The 22,498-nt window shown below is 27.9% G+C and carries 13 protein-coding genes; 11 read left to right on the plus strand and 2 right to left on the minus strand.

Annotated features, from left to right (window positions below):
* Positions 1 to 20 precede the first annotated feature (20 nt).
* From DMB68_RS21045 to DMB68_RS21055, 3 genes are all read left to right on the plus strand, one after another.
* Positions 21 to 1,151: a DUF4861 family protein gene (locus tag DMB68_RS21045; RefSeq protein WP_110348610.1), complete on the plus strand. Its 1,131-nt coding sequence runs from the start codon at positions 21 to 23 to the stop codon at positions 1,149 to 1,151.
* Positions 1,152 to 1,505: 354 nt separating this feature from the next.
* A complete protein-coding gene (locus tag DMB68_RS21050) occupies positions 1,506 to 2,987 on the plus strand; it encodes a serine hydrolase domain-containing protein (protein ID WP_110348611.1) in 1,482 nt (493 codons plus the stop codon).
* Between the two features lie 358 nt (positions 2,988 to 3,345).
* Positions 3,346 to 4,143 carry a DUF2971 domain-containing protein gene (locus DMB68_RS21055; RefSeq protein ID WP_110348612.1) on the plus strand — a complete coding sequence of 266 codons (798 nt, stop codon included), beginning with the start codon at positions 3,346 to 3,348 and terminating at the stop codon, positions 4,141 to 4,143.
* Between the two features lie 289 nt (positions 4,144 to 4,432).
* Here the strand turns inward: DMB68_RS21055 and DMB68_RS21060 are convergent, their stop codons facing one another.
* Positions 4,433 to 7,744 (minus strand): HD domain-containing protein, encoded by a 3,312-nt coding sequence (locus DMB68_RS21060; RefSeq protein ID WP_110348613.1) that lies wholly within the window; start codon positions 7,742 to 7,744, stop codon positions 4,433 to 4,435.
* A gap of 492 nt (positions 7,745 to 8,236) precedes the next feature.
* Between DMB68_RS21060 and DMB68_RS21065 the strand changes: the two genes are divergently transcribed.
* The 4 genes from DMB68_RS21065 to DMB68_RS21080 are packed head-to-tail and all read left to right on the plus strand — an operon-like array spanning position 8,237 to position 12,896.
* Positions 8,237 to 9,490, plus strand: a complete 1,254-nt coding sequence (locus tag DMB68_RS21065) for a hypothetical protein (protein ID WP_110348614.1) — start codon at positions 8,237 to 8,239, stop codon at positions 9,488 to 9,490.
* Positions 9,487 to 10,485: a hypothetical protein gene (locus DMB68_RS21070; RefSeq protein WP_110348615.1), complete on the plus strand. Its 999-nt coding sequence runs from the start codon at positions 9,487 to 9,489 to the stop codon at positions 10,483 to 10,485. Before DMB68_RS21065 ends, DMB68_RS21070 begins: the two co-directional genes overlap by 4 nt.
* Entirely contained in the window at positions 10,478 to 12,301 is a 1,824-nt protein-coding gene (locus DMB68_RS21075; protein WP_110348616.1) for a metallophosphoesterase, read from the plus strand. The genes DMB68_RS21070 and DMB68_RS21075 overlap by 8 nt, the downstream gene beginning before the upstream one ends.
* 37 nt (positions 12,302 to 12,338) lie before the next feature.
* On the plus strand, positions 12,339 to 12,896 hold the full coding sequence (locus DMB68_RS21080) for a CinA family protein (protein WP_110348617.1): 558 nt from the start codon (positions 12,339 to 12,341) through the stop codon (positions 12,894 to 12,896).
* Between the two features lie 346 nt (positions 12,897 to 13,242).
* Here DMB68_RS21080 and DMB68_RS21085 read toward each other — a convergent pair whose 3' ends face one another.
* Complete coding sequence (locus DMB68_RS21085; protein ID WP_110348618.1) at positions 13,243 to 13,707, minus strand: JAB domain-containing protein; 465 nt, start codon at positions 13,705 to 13,707, stop codon at positions 13,243 to 13,245.
* A gap of 426 nt (positions 13,708 to 14,133) precedes the next feature.
* On the opposite strand from DMB68_RS21085, the gene DMB68_RS21090 reads away from it, so the two are divergent.
* The 4 genes from DMB68_RS21090 to DMB68_RS21105 all read left to right on the plus strand — a co-directional run bounded on the left by DMB68_RS21090 (position 14,134) and on the right by DMB68_RS21105 (position 22,307).
* Positions 14,134 to 14,802, plus strand: coding sequence for an SLATT domain-containing protein (locus DMB68_RS21090; RefSeq protein ID WP_052483594.1), 669 nt, complete (start codon positions 14,134 to 14,136; stop codon positions 14,800 to 14,802).
* A gap of 419 nt (positions 14,803 to 15,221) precedes the next feature.
* Positions 15,222 to 18,470, plus strand: a complete 3,249-nt coding sequence (locus DMB68_RS21095) for a P-loop NTPase fold protein (protein WP_110348619.1) — start codon at positions 15,222 to 15,224, stop codon at positions 18,468 to 18,470.
* 167 nt (positions 18,471 to 18,637) lie between these two features.
* A complete protein-coding gene (locus DMB68_RS21100) occupies positions 18,638 to 20,326 on the plus strand; it encodes a DUF262 domain-containing protein (RefSeq protein ID WP_110348620.1) in 1,689 nt (562 codons plus the stop codon).
* Positions 20,316 to 22,307, plus strand: coding sequence for a DUF262 domain-containing protein (locus tag DMB68_RS21105; RefSeq protein ID WP_110348621.1), 1,992 nt, complete (start codon positions 20,316 to 20,318; stop codon positions 22,305 to 22,307). Before DMB68_RS21100 ends, DMB68_RS21105 begins: the two co-directional genes overlap by 11 nt.
* The last annotated feature ends 191 nt before the right edge of the window (positions 22,308 to 22,498 follow it).

A 22,498-nucleotide genomic window follows, 5' to 3' on the forward strand; every position in this document is an offset into this window, starting at 1 on the left:
CAAAATTTTACCTTTATATCATGAAAAACACTAAATACATTTGTTTATTTTTTCTCTTATTACCCTTAATACTTTTGTCCCAAAACAAAGAGATTATCGAAATCCAAAATAACTCAGATTTAGAAAGAAATGAAACGGTAGTGGCTGTTAAATGGGAAGCTGTCTTATCTCGCTATCCTCAAATAGATACTTCAAATTTTGTGGTGATTAATGCTGCGACTAAAAAACAGATTCCGTATCAGTTAGAACACAAAGGGCTTCCCGCGATTCAAAATTTATTGGTGCAGGTGAGTGTCAAAGCAAAAACGACTCTTCGTCTTTTTGTACAAAAAGGAAAACCTAATTTGGTTGAAACGAAAACCTATGCCCGCTTTGTACCCGAACGTAAGGATGATTTTGCATGGGAAAATGATAAAATAGCTTTTAGAACCTACGGAAAAGCGATTGAAAATACCAACGAAGATGCTTATGGTTTTGACGTTTGGGTAAAAAGAACCGATAAAATGGTGATTAACGAACGTTATAAATTAGGAAATTACCATAAAGACAATGGCAACGGAATGGATTATTATCATGTTGGACACACATTAGGAGCAGGAAATATGGCACCTTATGTTAAAGATACGATACGTTATTCTGCCAATTATCATCAATGGAAAGTATTAGACAACGGCCCGTTACGCACCACTTTTCAGCTTGTTTATGACGAATGGAATGCAGGCGGTATAAAAGTAAAAGCGGTAAAAACCATTTCTCTCGATGCCGGATCTCAGCTAAATCGCGTAGAAAACGTATATACTTTTGAAGATAATAAGGCTATGCCGGTTGTAGTAGGAATCATTAAAAGACCTGAGCCTGGACTTATTTCATTGAATGAACAAAGTGGAATTATGGGATATTGGGAACCCACTTTTGTAGAAGATGGTACAACAGGTGTTGGTTCAATTTTGACAACTCCTGTGAAGAATATGCTTGTAAATAACGGCCAGATATTGGCTTTGGCTGAAGTAAAAAATAATGTACCGGTCGTTTATTACACAGGGGCAGCATGGGATAAAGCCGGTAAAATTATGAATTCGGCTCAATGGTTTGAGTACCTAAATCGTTTTTCACAAGACTTGAAAAATCCGATGATAGCAAATGTGAAATAATTGGGTTTTGTTTTCAAAGTAAATTTAACCACAAAAAAAGCCTGAGAAGTAGATATTTCTCAGGCTTTACATTTTTTTCTTAGTAGCGGGAAGCAATCAATTATCTAACCACTTTATTGAAGATTATTATGGCAATTTTTGTTTTAGCCTCTTAAATTAATATTTCAAAAATTCATATAAATCTCTTTATTTAAATCCCGTTAAAGTCAATAAAAATTGTTTACACACGATTTCTTGTGTGATTTGAAGAAACTTTCTGTATAACAGTTATATATAAATCTAAAAATAATAATAATTGTAGTAATAATATTTCATTATTTTCGCTTAAAATTCAATCAAATCATATCAATCAAAATGAAAAAACAAATCTTTGTTTACTTTACAGCCTTACTTTTTACAAGTACCATCTCAGCACAAGAGATAAAAGATTTCTTTTCAACACTTGCTGAAAATAATCTTTTTAACGGCAGTGTTTTAATTTCCAAATCAGGAGAAAATACTTTTTCTAATTTTTATGGATATTCTAATATCGAGAAGAAAGAAAAAATCAATAAAAAATCTCAATTTCCAATTGCATCGGTATCAAAAACATTTACTGCGTTAGCAATACTGCAACTTAAACAAAAAGGAAAATTGAATATTGATGATCCAGTCCAAAAATATCTTCTTAATTTTCCTTATCAAAATGTTAGTATTAGACATCTGATAAGCAATACTTCTGGATTAGTACAATACTATCGTCTATTTGATAATGCAATAAAAGAAAAACCAGAATTTTTTTTTTCTAATGAAGATATTATACCAGCATTGATTGAAAGTAAAGTGCCACTTTCGTCTGCCCCAGGAGATAAATGGGAATATAATAATGTTAATTTCTGTCTTGCCGCTTTGATAGTGGAAAAAATAACTGAAATTGATTTTAGAGATTACTTAGCGAAAAATATTTTCGAACCTGCTAAAATGAAAGATTCATTTCTCCCTAAGAAAAGAAGGCTTAAGGAGCCGAATCAGGTAGAATTGTACACTTATCCAAACTTTTATTCGACCAGCGTCGTGAATGTTCAAACCTTAAAAGAAGCTTTTTTAATTGATGAGAAAAGCAATTTCTATGGACCCGGAGGTATTGTAAGTACGGCTCTAGATTTACAGAAGTACCAAAAAGCATTATTCAGCTATCAGCTTTTGAACAAAAATGAATTAGAAGAAGCCCTGACACCAACAAAGCTCAATAATGGAAAAATTGCTTCTTATCGCTTTGATGAAAAAGAGATTGCCTATGGTTTGGGCTGGCAGATATACACTAATGATAGTAATGAAAAAATAGTTTTTCATGATGGGCTCAATACTGGGCTTACGTCAATTTTGATACATAATATTACTAAAAATCACACTGTCATTTTGCTGTCCAATACAGCAAGTCCGGTTTTTATAACAGCCAATGAAGTTTTGAAATTAATTGACAATAAGCCTTATAAAATGCCGCTACAGAGTCTTTCGAGAGTCTATGGTAGTTTGCTTGAAAGTGGGAGTAAAGAAAAAGCAAATCAGTTAATTAAAGAATATTTAAAAAAAACAGACAGTTACGAAGCAACAGAAAGAGATTTTAATAGATTGGGATATCAATTTCTTAGACTTCAAAAAACAGACAATTCATTACTAACATTCGCTTCAGCAGCATTAATTTTTCCAAATAGCTCAAATATATATGATAGTTATGGGGAGGCATTGCTTCAAAGTGGTAAAAAAGATGATGCGATTAAGATGTATCAGAAATCTGTTGAATTAAATCCAGATAATGAAAATGGTAAAAAAGTATTAAAAGAATTACTGTATTAGGAAATATAAAAGTATCAGCAAAAGTTTAGAAAACAAAAAAGCTCCAGATTTCTCCGAAGCTTTATACTTGTAGCGGGAAGCATTCAAATATCTAACCAGATTGTTGCAGATTATTATGCGATTTTTGCATTCGCATCTTAATTTTTTTTGCTTTTTGTTTGCATAACCAATTATATAAGTATCAAAAAAGCATCAATCAAAATTAAAGTCCTTTTGACAGTTTGTAGTGGAAATAGCATATATTTGAAAATAATTAAGATGTGAAATTTATCACACATATGTATCTAAAATAGAATAGCTTTATATTGTTTTGTTACATATGTAAATAAGCTACCCGTAGTATTAAAAAAAAACGTAAATGATCAACAATCTTATAAACTTGACAGAAGAAGATTTAAGCAAGAGTATTTATAGAATTTACCCTTTTAATAGAATTTTAGAGTTACTTGAAAATAAAGAAAACGTACTTGTAAAAACAGAATTCTGGGAGGACCCTTTTGAAAATTTTTTATTAAAATCTACAGGTAAACTTCCAAATGGAGAACTTTTTACAATTAACTCAAGAAACAAATATTACGGACAGTGCTGGAGTTTAAAAAAAGAAAGTGATGCTATGTGGAGAATTTATTCTCAACACATTAAGGACGATGAAACTAAAGAATTAAAAATAGATAATATTGGAATAAAAGTAAAATCAACTATAGGAAAAGTATTTGAGGATTTATTTAAAACACAAAAAAGTCATATAAACCCCTACAATAATCAACCTTACAACTTATTTACGTTCGCAGGAAAAGTAAAATACCAAAAAAAGGAGAAATTAGTTGAGCTTCTGACTAATGCTTCCAACTTTTTACTTGACACTACTGGAAAAGGACAAGCTGAAACTCTGATGCTGAAAAGATTAGCCTTTACTCATGAGAAAGAAGTTAGAATTGTATATCATAATGAAAACTGTAAGCCAACTGATAAGCTTTTTAAATATAAGATTAATCCTAACGAATGTTTTGAGGAAATTGTAGTTGATCCAAGAATTTCTAAAGAGAATTATATAAAAATTAAAAAATTATTAATAGAAAAAGGATTTAAAAACAACATAATTCAGTCTGGATTATATAAGATTGAAAATTTTGTTTTTGAAACAGATTTTAAGTAAAAATACTACCGTTAACAGATGCTTGGCAAGGATTTTAGCCTGAATTTAAAGTTGTTTTGTATTAGGAATATCTGTGATTTAATCGCAAATTCTCACATCTTTATTTCCCAACATTCCTAAGCTCTAGAGTATTCCTGTTTGCGCGAGCGTCACGCCCGCAAACGTAACGAATAAAAGTTTACTAAAAAAACATAAAAAAACTCCTGATTTCTCTGAAGCTTTTCTATTTTTATGGGAGCATTCAAATATCTAACCAATTTATGCAAGATTACAATGGAATTTTACTCCATTATCCTAATACGACTCCCCATTTACCCTGACTTTTTAAATATTTCTTTTTTGATAAACCTTCATAGTGATTTTGAAATTTTTTGCTTTCCTTAATTGAATTATTTACAAAATCATTTATAGTAATAAGTTCATTATTAAATATATGAAAAATTTGATTCTTATTAAACGTAGTATATATTTCCTCTATTTTTTCATTAAGATAATTAAAATTAAATTTAATATTTTGTGAATAGTAATAGTTTTTAATAAAAGGCAAATCATTTACCATGTCAAATAATTCTCCGACAATTCTTTTTGAAAGGGTATTATTGTTATCCTCTTCAATTATTGTTAGTGCGATTTTAATTATTTCTATTGCTTTGGGATGCTTTACATTTATGTAAGAAAATGAATAAAATAGTTTATCCACGAATGGTTCTGGAAAAATAACAAGTTTAGGGAAATTTTTAAATTTTCTTTCTAATAAGGAGTGTAATTTGTACCAATTATAGGCATCAAATTCTGCAAAGGGTGAATTTTTTGAATATAAAATAGTATGAGGGTTATCTGGTATTTTCTCATGAAGCTCCATTACTATTGGATAGTCTTTTCCTAAAGGCGAGGATATAAATTGTATTTGAGAAAAGAAATAATTACAATTGAATACATTACTAAGTAATTTTAATGCATTCTGAAGTATCATTGAAAATTCGCTGAGGTTAGATGGATTTTTAAATGAATAAATGGCTAGCTGTCCTTCGTAATTATCTAATACACTTTTACTCTTTTTGTATTTGTAAAATTCAGATTCAATTTTTCTTAAATAATCATTTTCAAAAATTTCTGGAAGTATTTTGACTGAATTTTTATTTAACAGATTATGATGAAATTCGATTGAACTATCTTTTGTTGCGAATGGAAAAGGCAGATTGGATATTTCTAATATCTCCTTCATTATTAATTGCTCAGGAATTTTGTAGAATGTCATGACCCTCCCAACTTTTAAAAGAATTTGTTTTGGAGCAAGATTATCAATTTCTTCGAAGTATTTTTTACGCAAGTATTTTCCTAAATTTTTCCAAATTTTGATGTCCCATCTTATTGTGGAATCTAGATTCGTTCTAGCTAAATCTATTTTTACTCCTGATGGTTTAGGAATATTAACTATAAGCAAAGGTGAGACAAAAGAGTCTGGATTCCCTGAATTATACTTTGTTGATCTTCTATTATAGTTCATGTCAAATTGACGATTAAGATTTATTTCAGGAGGTGTTATATTGGTTAATAACAGTCCATCAATATATACACTATAATTACGATCAGGGACCTCATATTTGCTCGGTAATCTGTAATGTCTTCCAAATGAAATCCAGTCGTCTTCCCATCTTATTTTAAGTTTATCAAAATTTTCATCTTCGAAATGTACAGTAGTTATCTCACGTACTGGCCAAGATCTACCAGTGTTAATGATATCTAGATTTTCATCATTAGGTATCAAGTAAGTTATACATCCTTTATACTCTCGCAAATCTAAATCTTCTTCAATTGATATTTTTTCTTCATGAAAGTGTTTGTTGACAAAATCAACATGTTGAGGTTTAAAAGCTTTTTCGTATGGAAAAGTATAATTTAGCCTTAAAGATGAAAGATTTGTGGAAGAGGGGTTTTCAATTTGTACAACTCTACCATTTTCTTCAATAATTATTGGATGTTTTACAAAGCCAGCTGTTCTATGCAAATAATTTGTAATATTAAAATCTATAGGTGTATCTTTAACAAATGGTAATTTTTTCTTATCTAAAAACACTCTAAATTTTGTTCCGATAGGGAATTCATTACTATTTTTTTGAATTTTAAAATAATTCTCTTTCGCAGGAATTGAAATCTTTAAATGTTCTTTAATTTGACTAAGATTAGGATCCTTAAATGTTTCAATTTCAATATTGTCAGATAACATAAAACAACTTAAAATCCCAATTCCAAACTTAGATATTGGATCAAGGTTTAATTGTTCTTTTTGAAAGTCCAAACTTCTGTAATAACTTCTACCGACAAGGGCAAGATAATTTCTAATGATATATTCGTCCATACCAATGCCATTGTCTGAAATTTCAATAATATAGAATTCAGTATTATTCGTAGATGATATTTTAATACATGGCGTAAAAAACATCTGCTTTTTTGCTAAGGCTTCAGCTCTAAAATCAATGGCATCTATTGCGTTTTGTAAAAGCTCTCTGATGAAGATGAAAGGATTACCTTGATAGATGTCATCACTCAAAATTTCAAACATCCTCATCCTATCAAATTCAAATTGTATAGTTACAGGCTCAAAACTTATTGGTACAATTCGCCAGTCTAGATGCCCAATATTTAATTTGTGATATAAATGATTCATTCTGTTTAGCATGTCTAAACTTTGTCTAAACTGATCATTTATATATCTTTTGAGATCAAGTATACTCATATATACTTGTTGGTCATTTGTACTGCCTTCAATTTGTACATTTCTGGTTAGTTGATAATTGGGAAATGTAACTGGTTGCAATGCCCTATGTTTTGCCCACTCAATTTTAGAGCGATTATTTCTTGGTGCTACAAATTTCCAAAGAACAAATGGAGTTCTATCTTCCCCTAGATCTAAAAGGTCTATTAATCTGACATATAATGTAATTGCTTTTATATTTACAATGTCACGATGTAATGAAGCATCAGTTGGATAAGAGAAATAGTCGTCAATCATATCGAAATTATGCCAATGTCCCTCACATATCCTCGCGCAGAAATCACCTATTCCTGCGCTGATTCCTTCAAAATATTTTCTAATTCTTTTACCACTTCTAAATGCATGTGTCTGTCTTACATACTCTTGCCAGTCAGCAGTTTCTACCTCAGAGCGTGTGATATTTCTATCTCTACAAAAAGACTGAAATCGTATTTGCTCATCATCTAATGTAGCAAACTTTTCATCGTAAGTGCCACTAATGATAATTTCCTTTTCCTCGTTGCTTACTGCCATTCCCCAATCATGACCATATAATGAGGCGGCTAGCAAAAAAAGCTCCGTTGTATTCATCGCAGATATTACAGAATCTTCTAACATTTGATCAGCAATAAAAAACAATTTTGTTAAATGATATTTTTCATCATGAGGAGTGTATTCTGGAAATAGTAAATTTATTTGTGTTATTTCAATCGAAATAACTTTCCTTAATTCATCTAGATGATGAATGTAACTAAATTCATAGTCCGATTTCAAATTAGATTTTTCTGATAGTTGATATATAATTTGACTTTTAGGTAAGCCCTCAGGAATAGTATTCTCTGTCATAATTTTCTTTATGAATTAAGGATATAATTGATGTAAAATATCTAGGTTTAAGTTTTCGATCTAAAGATAAATAAATTTTAATCTGTTATTTAATTATAAACAAAACTCCATATGTTTTTTGTAATATTACTCTTCTTTATTATAATAACTTATTATTTTTGAAAAAATAGAGCTGAGGAATTTACAGTCTGGATAGTTTTATTAATAATAATTTTCAAAAGAATTGCAGTAATTACTTATTTTAGAGTTTTTCTATTAAATATACTGAATTAGGATATTAGGATAGAAATATTCAATCAAACAGAAATAAATAATTAGTTAGTTGATTGTTTTAAATAATAGATAACGACAGACATTGTATTTTTAACTTTACTGATAATATAAAGGAGTAAAACAATTCAATTGGATTGAGACTGTGAAAAGATATATAATATGGTTAAATATGCTATTATTATTGTAAAATGTATTTAGAAAATAGTTAATACTAAAAATATGGATAATGAATATGTTACAATTTTAGAAAATAAAAAGCCCTTCACCTCTTTTTATTTTTACACTGATTTTATTAAAAGAGTTGCAGATTTTTACAGAGCTAGTTCTAGCAAATCACTTATTCAATTTAATTTGATTCAAGAAAATGATTTTGAAGCAACATTTTGCACTTACTATTTTGATCCAATCTCAATACCTGTTATTCTAAGTCTGTGTGAACAATTGAAAAATTATCATAATAGATCTCTGCCTCTTTTTCTTTCAAACAATAATGGTATAAATCAAGTTTTAGAATTTCTTTATAAAGCGGATTTTTTCTTTGTTTCTGGAAATAATCTTAATCCTAATTTCCCTGTTGGTAAAAAGATTTTTTCATTTCAAGAAGGTTATCTTGGGAATTTTGCGGGCAAAAATCAGAGAGTTGAACATAAAGTTAGATGTTATTCCATAGCTGACGACAATTTATATGATATAACTAATAGCGAAGCATCAGATGAGAATAAAAGGGATGTTATTATAGAGTACTATACAATTAAAGTACAAAATCACTTTTCAGAATTATTATTTGAAAATTCTGTTACTGAAAAATTACAAAGTTTCTTTGTTGAAGTTTTAGCAGAATTAATTACCAATGGTGTTTTGCATTCTAAATCTAATGTTTATGCGCTAATGTTTTTAGACAAATACAAAACTAAATTTTCAATTTCAGATAATGGAATTGGATTGTACAGCTCTTTAACTGAGAAAAAAGATTGCTTTTATTACTCAAAATTTGTTTTTACTGATGAGATTTTAAGATCTAAACAAATAAAACTAAATGTTGACGAGAATATAAAGAATAATCTCTTTGCAATTTTTGAAACTTTATATTACTCAATGTTAAAAAACAGGAAAGGTTTGTTTGATTTGATGTGTAATGTTGTTCTTAAATGTAATGGATATTTTAGACTTCACAATGAGAATTCTCAAATTATAATATCTCATAGAATGGTCAATGATTTGAGTCAGCTTTTTCAAATGAGAAACGAGGTATTAGAAATTCATTATAAATTTTTATTCGAAAATGATTTAGAAAAATATGAAAATGATTTAACAAATATTATTCCAAGGTTAAAAGATTTATTTGCCAAATTCGTATTTAATACGATTGACAAATATAACAATGATGTTAAATTTTCATCTATTAGATTCTATGAAATAAAGTTTAAAGGTGTTCACATCGAAGTTGAAATCCCAAATTCAAATTTATCATGATAGTTTCAAAAATATTTTGGGGAGATACGGTATGCTACAGCATACATCCTGAGCAAATTATTACAAGTACATACTTGGATGAAGGCGGCAGGGGAATTGAAGATACAATACTTACAATTGACACTTTAAATAGGATAGCTGATGATTGTTCAAATTCGTTTTGCACAATATTAAATTTTGATAAAATTATTTCTTTTCAAAGTAATTTAATAACAGTTCTTAAAGAAATAAAAGAAACGTCTAAAAATTTAATTTTAATTAATATATCTGGAGAAATTGTAGATGGACAGCATTTAAATACATATAAAAATGCTAACAACATTTTAATTGATGGCGTATATAAATTATTATATATGAATGATAATAATTCTGTTATTGATTACGATTTTTATAATGAAGAAATTTTTCGATTAGATTTTAAAGAAAAATTAAAAAAATATATAGATTCTTCTAATAAAATGGCTCACACTTCTTCATCAGTATATTTAAATTCATATGTAGATGTAAAAGAATTTATTTCTTTAGATTATCAATTTGTAATCTATTCAATTTATAAATTAGCACTACAATTAAGGGAAAAATGGCTAATAGGAGCACATCATAGTAATCCAATTTTAGTTTGTCAAAATTCGAATAGTGCTTTTATTGCTTCTTTACTATCGGGACTATTGGGTCTAGATATTTTAATTTTGGACAAAATTGGACCAATAAATAAACTATACAAGAGATTAGGAAGCACTATAATAGAGAATAGAAACTATATAGTCGTATCTGATTTTGTATGTTTGGGGACTGAGGTTAAAATTGTAAAAAATCTTATTGAATTCTCGGGAGGAAAATATTTAGGAAATGTTTCGCTTATTAGAGTACAAACATTCGATGAATTTGATATAGCATACAAAGATGCACTTAGCGTATTTGAAATTACTAAAGCAAATAACAGGGACTTAAATTATTATATTTCAACAAATTTGGAAATGTTAAGAAATGAATAAAGTAATCATACATATATCAGATTTACATGTCTCATTACATCTTGATGAAGATGGTATTAATACAAAACCAAATTTTTGGTTAAATACGGATGACACTGAAGAAAATAACAATTTTTTTATAAATAACTTCTGTTCATTAATTCAGAAACATTATTCAGAATTTCAAAAATTTTTAATCATATCGGGAGATATTTGCGATAAAGCAATACAGGGTGAATTTGATAGTGCTGAAAAATATTTAAAAAAAATTATTGGAGAGTTACAAATTGAAATTGCGAATATTTTAATAATTCCGGGAGATCATGATGTAAATTGGTCAGATTGTAATAGTGCTTATGAAAATTCACGATTAAAAAATCCTACTAAAAAAGCTTATGAATATCAGGATGAGAAATTGGCAAAATTTTCCGTTTTTTATAGAAATATATTGAATAAAGACTTTATAGCATCAAGTAATATAATTGATAAACTTGTTTTTGAAGACATTAAACTTGTTTTTATTGGGATGAATTCTAATAATTTAATCCAAAAAGGCGGTGGCGAAGGAGCTTTTAATACTGAAACTTTTAAGGCTGACATAGAGGAACTTGAAAATTTATATAGTGGTTACTCTAAGATTGCAGTAATGCATCATAATTTATTTGCGCAATATGAGCCAAGTCACAAAGGACAATGGAATCAAGATAATAGAATATTTACTTTAAGTATTTTGCAGTCATTTAACTATAAGTGTATCTTGTATGGAAATGAGCACACTTTTTCTTCTAAATTTCATGATGAATACAAATTATATGCCTTGGACTCTGGCTCCCTCACTTCAAAAGAAAATCCTCGACCCTCATTTTTTGCAATAACGTTTGATAACAACTGCGAATCTGTGAATCTAAATTTGCAATTATTTGTATGTGATAATAGTATTAGAAACAACAAATACAAATTTGGTAGTTGGATCAAGCCTAATATTGAAGATTATGGAGATAAAAATCACATAGAACTAGCTGGTAAATCTATTGGTACAAAAGAAACTAAAGATTTATTACCAGTAAGTGACATTAGTGATTCTGGAAAGGAAACATCCATTACAAATTTAAGCTCTGGAGATAAATATTATAAAAGTTCAGATTTTTCAACTATGTTGTATAATAACATAAAAGAAAATAAACTTTTTCATTCAGGTCATTTTCACTGGAGTAAAACTTCCAGGGCGCATAATTGGATTGACGTTTCAAAAATTTTGGAAAATAGTAGAGATTTACTTTTAGCAAAAAAATCTATTATTGATGTTATTGAGAAATGCGGTTTAAGCGATAAGTTTGATTTTGTTATTGGTCTTGGTACTGAAGGAAACATAATATCAACTCGGGCAGTGATAAAATACAATAAACCATTTTCATTTCTACCATATTCTTATCGTTACGATGAACATAACGAATTTGAAAAAAAACTAAATTTTTCAAATAATGGTAATTTTAAAAATGTATTGATTATAACTGATGTAGTAAATGATGGCAGAACAATTAGAAAATTAATTGGTAAGAGAGAAAAGGATTTTTTTAAAGATGTCCTTAAAATTTATGTTATAACTCTATTTTATACGGGAGATGAGAAAGATATAAATGCAGATATTTTGAATCATCGAAGTATTAAAAATTTTGATTCCGAAAATGATGAGATCGTAAATAATATCGAGTTTTACTCGGTGGTAAATATTAAAGTTGAAAAATGTCCCTATGGTAACGATTATGAAAGTGAATGCTTAATTTATAAAGATAAGTTGGATTGTGTGCACCTTTTCTATGATGAAAAAAAGTCTTAATGTATATTAAAAAAAAACAAATTGATAAATAGTAAAAATGGAAAACAAAAAAGATTTAGACAGTAAAGTATCAAAATTTAATATCACCCTTAAACAGAATGACTTAACAATAGTTTGTGCTGAAAGTATAACTGCTGGATTACTTTCAAGCACGATCGCATCAATTTCTGGGGCATCAAGTATTTTAAAAGGTAGTATAGTAACTTACAGCAGAGAGCTAAAATCTGGAATATTAAAAGTTGATCCTAAAATAATTGACAAATACACAGCTGAATCTATGGAGACAACTGTCGAGATGGTGTATGGACTAATTAAAGTTTATCCAAGCTCTGATTTTTATGTAGCTGTTACTGGGATTGCATCGCCAGGGACTGAAGAATATCCAATAAAAGGTGAAGTTGGCGATGTTTATATTGCAATTTATTATAGAAAAGAATTAGCTGAAAATAGATTGAGGGAATTTAAATTTAAATTTGGTGAAATTGATCGGAACGAAATTAGAGAAAAGGCAGTATTAGAGATTTTAAACAAGGTTATAGAGATGATTGATGTAGAGAAGTCACCATCATTATTAGCAAAAAAATATTCGAATTAATACGCAAATGCATGATTGCACTTTACAGAATATGGATACAAGGTTAGGGTGTTTTTTACCCCTAGCTTTATATTCCCCTTTTAGTCCTTTTTTTCTTCTTGAGTTTAAGATCAAAACACCACCGAGTTCCGAGGTAAGGGTGGCAAGATAGGCGGTTGTTTAACAACCGTTCATCTTGCCGATTGCAGGAAAGGTGCAATCTTAGAGATTTTTTAAAATCCTTGAAGACTTATTAAAAGTCAGTTTTCAAAAAAATATTTTGGATTGTATTGGGGTTCTATCTTTAGGATTAACCTCAAGTTTTTTTTCGGTTTAAGCAGGACTAAAAAAGATACTTAAAAGGCGCTTACAAAGCGCCTTCATCAGCAAAGGAGTAATAAGATTCGGAAGTTATAATTAATGAATCCAGTAATGTGATATCAAGAAGCCTTCCGGCTTCTTTTACTTTTCTAGTAATCTGTTTATCGGCTTCTGATGCTACGAGGTTTCCTGAAGGATGATTGTGAATAATCATAAGTGACGTAGCATTTGCCTTAAGAGCTGCCGAGAATATTAATCTAAGATCTACAACAGTTCCTGCAATTCCTCCAGAAGAGATCTCGTAAATACCAAGTACCTTATGAGCCTGATTCATCAGCAATACTTTGAACTGCTCGAAGAATTCTATTTTATTATGATCCCAAGCTGAAAGAGCCAGTTTGTATGCATCTTTGGAAGATTTGATTTGTGGTCTTTCAGAGTTTTTTACTTGTGTTTTGTAGATTAGCTCAATTTCACATACAGTCTGCCAGTTTTGATTTAAAGTTTCCATAATTTCTATATTTTAAATTAATTATGGAACATTCACCGGGAATCGCCTAGCAAGCGCAAAAAGCAACGCAATAAAGCAGGAATTTTTTCCTGCATTTATGGGGGAATTTTTTGCTAGCGCCCGCAGACGATTCCCGAACTTTGTGACGAAATTAAATAAGATATTAAGATGGAAAAAAATATTGGGTTTGAGGAAGATGTATATTTCCTAGACGAACTTTTACAACAATAGTAACGTTCTTTTTTGTTGCATATCACTCATATAAGTAGCCAAAAGCATCAATCAAATTAAAAGCCATTTCTTTGATAATCTGCAGTAAAAAAAGTATATATTTGAAAATAAATAATGATGAAATTTATCACACATATCTACTAAAATTTGGATGGCTTTGAGGTTTTGTCATGCACATTATACAAAATAACTAGAATGACAGAAAAAGCAAATCAATTCACGGGACCAAAACAATATTTAGAAAAAAGCTTTCTGGAGGAATTGAATTATAAAATTTGGTCTACTAAGGCATCAAGATTTAATGCTGATAAACGCCTCAAAACAAAAGCAAAATTTTCAAATATAAGTTTAGCTTTTTTATCGGCATATCTAATTATTGCAAGTTTAATTTCTGTTTATAATATAAATTCTGGAAATAGTGAAAATATCATAAACTATATAATAACGGCATTGTCGATTTTAGTGTTGGTAGTAAGTCAGTTTGAAAATGCTCAAGATTACAAGTTGAATGCGCGAATATTCCACGATTGTGGTCTTGAATTATCACTATTATATAATGATTTAAGAGTGTTTAAAACTCTCAAGAGCAAACCATCTGAATACGAAGTGTATACTTTTGCTAAAAATTTATCTGAAAAATATCAGACAGTATTGAGGAACTACCAAAATCACTCACCGATTGATTACGATATATTTCAAATTAATAATGTAAACTATTTTAAAACAGTAGCACCAGAAAAAGTAACGCCAAAAAATATTAAAAAAGTAAAACGGAGATATTCATGGGAAATTTATGGCTGGTATTCAGTTATGATTATTTTACCACCAATATTAATTTTAGGAATAATATTAATTGTGAATTAGACAAAATAAACTTCCCTAGCAGCCGTTAGGTGGAATTTGTGTTTTAGGGCTTAAAGTAAGTTAAGCTACGATACATTTTTATAATCGTGATAGACGGCATGAAAACGGTAATGTAATTTTAAAGATAAAATATTTGTAATGTTTCAGAGTTAATGATATTAGATTCTACATTTATAAGATATTAAGATATAATAAATATTGGCAAAAGTAATTTAAAGATGAGCAGTAGTGCGCATCTTTTTTGTTTTAATATTACCTTAAAAGAATTAATATGGGTAGAAATGCTACCTCGCATTCAAGAGTTATTGAATTTTTATTAAATATGGATTTCAATATAACTTCCTAAAAAAACAGTATAAATACGTATTGTAAATCATCTTTATATTCACTTCCTTGTTACGGTTTTCCGTAATGAAATAATGGATTTATTGATGTTATTTGTTGCTGATATTATCCAAACCAATTTATTATTTAGTAAAACCAAGATATTATTTTTTATTATGGCAGAGAACTCTAAAAGTGAAAAAACAAAAGATTACAATTTTTTAATTAATCAGCCACTTGGTGAAGATTTGTTTAAAAATAAATCCCAAGATAAAATTGCTAAAATAATAAGTGAAAAAATCATTTATGATCCTGAATTTAAAGTGATAGGCATTGATGGGGCTTGGGGTTCAGGAAAAAGTAATTTAGTAAAATTAATAGAAAATAAACTTTCGACTTCTCATCATTTTTTTATTTATGATGTCTGGGGGCATCAAGAGGACGAACAAAGAAAAGCTATATTAGTTGAACTAACAGAATTTATAAATAGTAGAGATGATTTATTAAAACAGAATACGAAAGATTGGGACATTAAACTAAAAGAACTTTTGGCTAATTCAAAAGAAACCACTACGATAAATCAACCTTATTTAAGTGTTGGTTTTATTTTTAGCTTACTATCAATTATTTACGTTCCAACTGTAAATGTTTTTAAAGATTCTATGACTGATTTTTTTCATATTGAATCGTTACTTGGGAAATTAATACTTGTTGCATTTCCAATTTTTATTGTTTTAGGTATTTACTTGTATAATGTTGCTAAAAATTGGATAAATAAAAATGGACTTGTGAAATCACTAAAATTAGCTGCAGAAGAAACTTTTCAAGTCTATACAAATAAGCAAAAGGAAGAAACTAAAATTGAAACCATTTCTGAAAACCAACCGTCTGTCCGGGACTTTCAGAAATGGATGAAAGAGATAGATGGGGATTTAAATAAAAAGATCGTGATCGTCTTCGATAATTTTGATCGTTTGCCTAAGAAACACATCCTTAATATTTGGTCATCAATTCACATCTTTTTTGCTGAAAAAAAATACAATAACATTAAAATAATAGTGCCTTTTGATAGAGAACATATTCAAAATGCATTTAAAGAATTGAATAGCGATATTAATGACAAAACTTTTGGTGATGACTATGTAAATAAAACTTTTGATATTGTTTTTCGAATCACTCTTCCAATAATGTCAGACTGGAAACAGTTTTTTGAGAATCAATGGAGCAAAGCATTCACTAATTACAATGATAATGAGTTGAAATTAGTAATTCAGGTATATGAATTTTTAAATAGAAGAATAACACCTAGAGAGATAATTTCATTTATTAACGAAATACTTACCGTTAAACTTTTAGATGATAACTTTAAAGAAAGATATATAGCAATATTTGTATTAAAAAAAGATGAAATTTTAAAAAATCCCCTAAAAGCAATTACTGAGTTAGAGTATTTAAAGGGTTTAAAATCTATATATCACAATGATGCAAATTTTGGTAAGCAATTAACTGCTATAATATATCATATTGAAGTTGAAAATGCTTTAGAATTAATTTATGCGCAAGAACTTAAAGATTCTTTGAATAAGAATGACGTAGAATTATTTAATACTATCTGTAAGTCAGAATTCATTGAAACAATTTTCACTCAAGCTATTGTTGAAATTGAAATTCCAGAAAATCCGATTAAGACTTTGTCCCAGCTAGATGAAGAAACAAACCTTACACAGTTTAATATCGATCAGGCATGGAAAACACTTTATTCAAAAGTCTTAGGAAAGGAATTAAATATTGATATACTTGAAATTGAAGATTGGCAGTTAATATTAATTCAAAACTATGATGATAATAAGTATTTAAATGATTTATTACAGCAATATGCAAATATTTTAAACGATGATAACACTGTAGATTATATTTCATTATTAGATGAGTTAATTGAAGAAATTGGTTCTGAGAGGTTACTATCGTTAATAATTACTAAAGAAATCAAGCCGAAAAATTTTATAGAAATAATTGAAAGTAAAGGTAATGAATATGCAAAGTATAAGTTAAAATGTAGCAGTGTTGTTATTGACAATTATATGTCAAAACTTAAAATTGAAGACTTGTTAAAGTTAAAAAACACAGCTGTTTTAAGTAAAAACTTTGATCTGAATATATATAAAGATTTTCTAAAAACTAGTTTGAATTCATTTATAGATCAAAATAATGTTCAATTGGCTAATGACGTAGTAATTAAATTAAAAGAAACTTCTAAAAAAAATGGTGATTTAAAAGACATTTTAGATGAATCAAAAATTTATACCTTATATACCAATAATTCATCATCACCGTTACCAATTACTAACGAATTGATAGCTATGAGGATTGCTATGGGTGAAAGTTTTATTTCTCATGCAAATCAATTTCAGTCTATTTTAGACGTTGAAAATAAAAAATTATCTTCTGAAATTTCATTAACTATACTTAATTATATTCAATATGATGATCTTCTGCTGTTATCAAAATATTTTACTACTTCATTGTTATTTAAACAAATTATCCATGAGTTATTAATAAATGGTACAATTAGTAAAAGAGCAAACATTTTAAATGTAATAAAAGAGTATAATCTTATCAAATCTAATCTTGGACTTAACGATGATCTATTATTAAAAGAAATAAATAGATGGGAAATTGATAAATCAAATCTAAATATTGAAGAAGTTGATGATGAATTTATTGTTGATTGTTTTAAGTATAATACATTTAAGGTGTCTATAGTGTTTATAGATAATTTTAATGATGATTTTAAAAACTTAGATGAGGATTCTTATAATACGGTTTTTGGTGATGGAAGCGATGTGCATTTTAGATATTTTGAACAGTTAAAGATTGAATCGCTAACCCAAATATCACTTGATGTTTTCCAGGGGCAATTATTAAATAAAATTAAGTTAGGACAAGTTAATTTGCAGTGGTGGCAAATTCTTAAAAAATACGAATCTAATCATGAGAATTTATCAATTATAGACACCTTAAAAAACCTTAGAGACCAAATTCTAAATTCTAATATTGATTTAACTTTAGAAGGCGCAAAGATTTTATTACCATATTTTATAAAATATAATTTATTGGATTCTAATACAGATGTGTTTAGGACTATAATAAAAAACAGTTTCTTAAGTGATGAGTATTTTAATAATATTCTAATAACAAATTCTGATTACGTAAAATCATTATATCAAAAGACCTCGCCAGATGGGAAAAATGGATTTCGTAATACAATTAATGAAAAACGTGAAGCAGTGCAATCAATAGAACAAATAGCTAAACTTATAGATATAAGGAAGTCTAAAGATTAAGCTAATTCAAATCTTGTGGTAAAAAATGTTAAAGCAATAAAATATTTTTATTTGGTCTCATAACGGAGATACATACGGAAAGAATTTTTTTGTGAATATAAAAAAGCTAAATTTGAAAGACTTTTCGAATTAAAAATTTCTAAAATTATATTTAAAAAATAACTTAGGTGAATAACATATTAGAACTTAAAACAGTAAATGAACTTCAAGAATATAACTTTTATATTCCTTCTTACCAAAGAGGTTACAGATGGACAACTAAAGAAGTTCTAGAATTATTAAATGATATTTCAAATTTCACTCCTAGATTGGTTAATGATAATACTGAGGAAAGAACATGGTATTGTTTACAGCCAATTGTAATAAAAGAAAGAGAAGATTCTAAATACGAAGTTATTGATGGACAGCAGAGACTGACAACAATATATCTAATATTACATTATTTAAATCAAGATTTTGTAGAAAACAGAAGAGATCAATTATTCTCTTTAGATTATCAAACAAGAGATAGCTCAAAAGACTTCTTGCTAAATTTACAAGAAGATACAAATGAAAAAAATATAGATTTTTATTACATATCCAATGCTTATAAAACTATTTCTAATTGGTTTAATAATAAAAGTATAAATTTTGACAAGGGAAATTTTCGTTCAAAATTTAAATTTAATTCCAAAGTAATTTGGTATCTAAGTAAAGAAAGTGATTCCATTTCAATATTCACAAGAATTAATATCGGTAAAATACCACTTACCAATTCAGAACTTATTAAAGCACTGTTTCTAAATAGCTCAAATTTTAATAAAGAAGACAATAAGTTAAGACTTAGACAACTTGAAATTGCTACTGAATGGGATAACATTGAAAATTCTTTACAAAATAATAAGTTTTGGTATTTTCTTAATCAAAATCAAATTTCTACCAATCGAATTGAATTTATTTTTAATCTGATGAATGATGAACCTGATGATGAAGATAATTACTCAACTTTTAGATTTTTTAGTAAAAAATTTAGTAGTGGAAATAATTTAACTTTAGATAATAATTGGCAAGAAGTAAAAAGATATTTTCAAAGGTTTAGTGAATGGTTTAATGAAAGAGAATTATATCATAAAATAGGTTTTTTAATTAGTATTGATGCAGTTAATATTAAAAAACTATACCAAGAATCTGACAAGGCAACTAAATCTGAATTTAAAATGTATTTAGATGAGTTGATTAAATATCAATTTAGAAGTATTGACCTGGCTGAACTACAGTACTCAGACACTAAAGAAGTTAGAAAAGTTTTGTTGCTTTATAATATATTAACAATGTTGTCAACTACTAAAGATAATTCTTATTTCCCTTTTGATTTATATAAAAATGAAAAATGGGATATTGAGCATATTACCTCAATTAAAGATAAAATTCCTGAGCACAATAAAGGACAGTGGCTAAGTGACGCAATTACTTTTATTGGAAAGGAAAGTGATGAAGAAAAAAGTTTAAGAGAAAGAATTAATTTATGGGATGATGACAATGATGACGAGTTTAGAAAACTTTTTGAAGATATAGTTGCTTATTTTAATTCTAGTTTAAATGTCGATGACGATATAAATAGTTTATCTAATTTAACATTATTAGATTCTTCTACTAACAGAAGTTATAAAAATGCTGTTTTTCCATTCAAAAGAAGGATAATTATAGATCGAGATAGAAAAGGAATATTTATTCCAATTTGCACTAAAAATGTATTTCTAAAGTATTTCAGTGATTATCCTCCAAAGATTTCATTTTGGTCTCAAGAAGACAGAGAAAATTACGAAAATGACTTATTTAAAGTTTTAAATTCATATCTAGGAAATAATGGCAACTGAACAGACAAAATATAAAGGTGAAATACTTACTTTTTTCGATTTATTAAATAGTCAAAAAATTGAGATTCCAATTATACAAAGGGATTATGCTCAAGGCAGGCTTGCAGAAAAAAAAATAAGACTTAATTTTTTAAGTGCACTTTTAAATAGTATTAAAAGTGATGAACAGATAATGTTGGATTTCATATATGGTAGTTCTACAAACGAAGCATTTCAACCTTTAGACGGACAACAGAGATTAACAACATTGTTTTTACTTCATTGGTATGCAGCTACTAAAGATTCCGAATTAGATGAAGAAGTCAAAAATATTTTGTTAAAATTCACTTATGAAACTCGTATATCATCCCGAGAATTCTGTAATGCACTTATAAGGAACAAAGTAGTTTTAAATAAAGATTCCTCACCGAGAGAAAAAATTATTGATTCATCATGGTTCTTTTTATCATGGAAAAACGATCCTACGATTGATGCCATGCTTAGAACATTAGAGGATATACACGATATGTTTTTTGAAGTAGAAAATCTTTGGCAAAAATTAATAGCAAAAGATGATAATTTAATAAGATTTTATTATGTCAATTTAGAACATATCGGATTAACTGATGACTTATATATTAAAATGAATGCAAGAGGAAAACTTCTTACTCCTTTTGAAAATTTTAAAGCAAGTTTTGAAAAATTAATTAGAGATGAGAAATGGGACACGAATAGTGATTTCAGTTTAACATTCGCAAATAAAATTGATGGTGTTTGGACAGACTTATTTTGGAAATACTTTAGAAAAAACAATAGTATTGATAATGCTTTTATAAGGTTTATTTCTACAATTATCATGATTCGAAAATCAATTGATAGAAAGGAAAAATTAGAAGACAGAGCTACTTTACTTTCTAAATTGCATGACGATCCAAATATTGTTGCAGTTAAAATGTTTAATGAGAGTAGTTTTGAATATTTAGTTGAATGTTTAGATTTACTACAGATTAAATTAGCAGAAATTAAAAATGTTCAAATATTATTTCCATTATTTAGACATCAACCCAAAAATGATTTTTTTAATGAAGTATTAATAGAAGATAATGTTTCTTACACACAAAAAGTGCTCCTATATGCTCAAATTGAATATTTTAGAAGAGTAAATATTTTTGATGATACCATGTATGTTGAATGGATGAGAGTCGTTAGAAATATTGTATCACAGGGAGATATAGAAAAAAACGGAAAAAGAACTGATATTGTAAGAAGTCCTCAAACTTTTGATGGTATTATTTATCTTATTTCTGAATTAGCTCAGGGATGCTCTAATATTTATCAATATTTATCTAATTCACCAAATATAAAATCTACTTCAGCAAAAGAGCAGATCGAAGAGGAAAAATTAAAAGCAAATTTAATTATTGATAAGCCCTCAAGAAAAGAGATTATACATTCTTTAGAAGATACAGATCTGCTAAGAGGAAAAATCAGCTTTATTTTTTATTGTTTAGATTTTAATGGAATCATTAGTAACTTCAATGATGAACAATTTTTACAAATTAGAGATGCTTTTATAAACAATTTAGGGGTTGAAAATAATCTAAATAATAATTTACGAAGAGCGCTTTTAACAATTTCTTTTGAAGAAAATTTTGAGTTTTATAATTATTGGTGGTCATCGTGGAATGTTATTGATGGAGAAAAGAGAAAATTAATAAATTCTTATAGAGAAATTGAATACATAATAAACTCTGAAGAATACAGAGGATATTTTAAGACTTTGCTATTTAAATTAATTGATAAACAATTAGTTGATATAATAAATGATTTTATACCACCTTCAAATTTTCCAAATTGGAAAACTAGACTAGTAAAAGAGAGTCAGTTACTAGACACAATGAGTCTGTCGAATTATATTGCTATACCGCAGGATAAAAGTTGTTGCTATTTATTAAAAAGTCCACGACCTAGAGATATTACTGGTTGTATTAAAATTGAATAACTCCATGGAATTAGGACATCTTTTAGTGTTTTAAGAATTCAATAATTCTGAATTCCTAACAAAAAATGTAATAAAAATGAAGTGTGTATTTTTATCTAATTAATTTTAAACCAGATATTTAGTTCTTTTTTCGTTGTTGTTTTGAGACATAATCTGAAAGAATATTCAGAACGAGGTAATGGATTAAAGAA

This window comes from Flavobacterium hydrophilum, assembly GCF_003202405.1.
Taxonomy (GTDB): Bacteria; Bacteroidota; Bacteroidia; order Flavobacteriales; family Flavobacteriaceae; genus Flavobacterium; species Flavobacterium hydrophilum.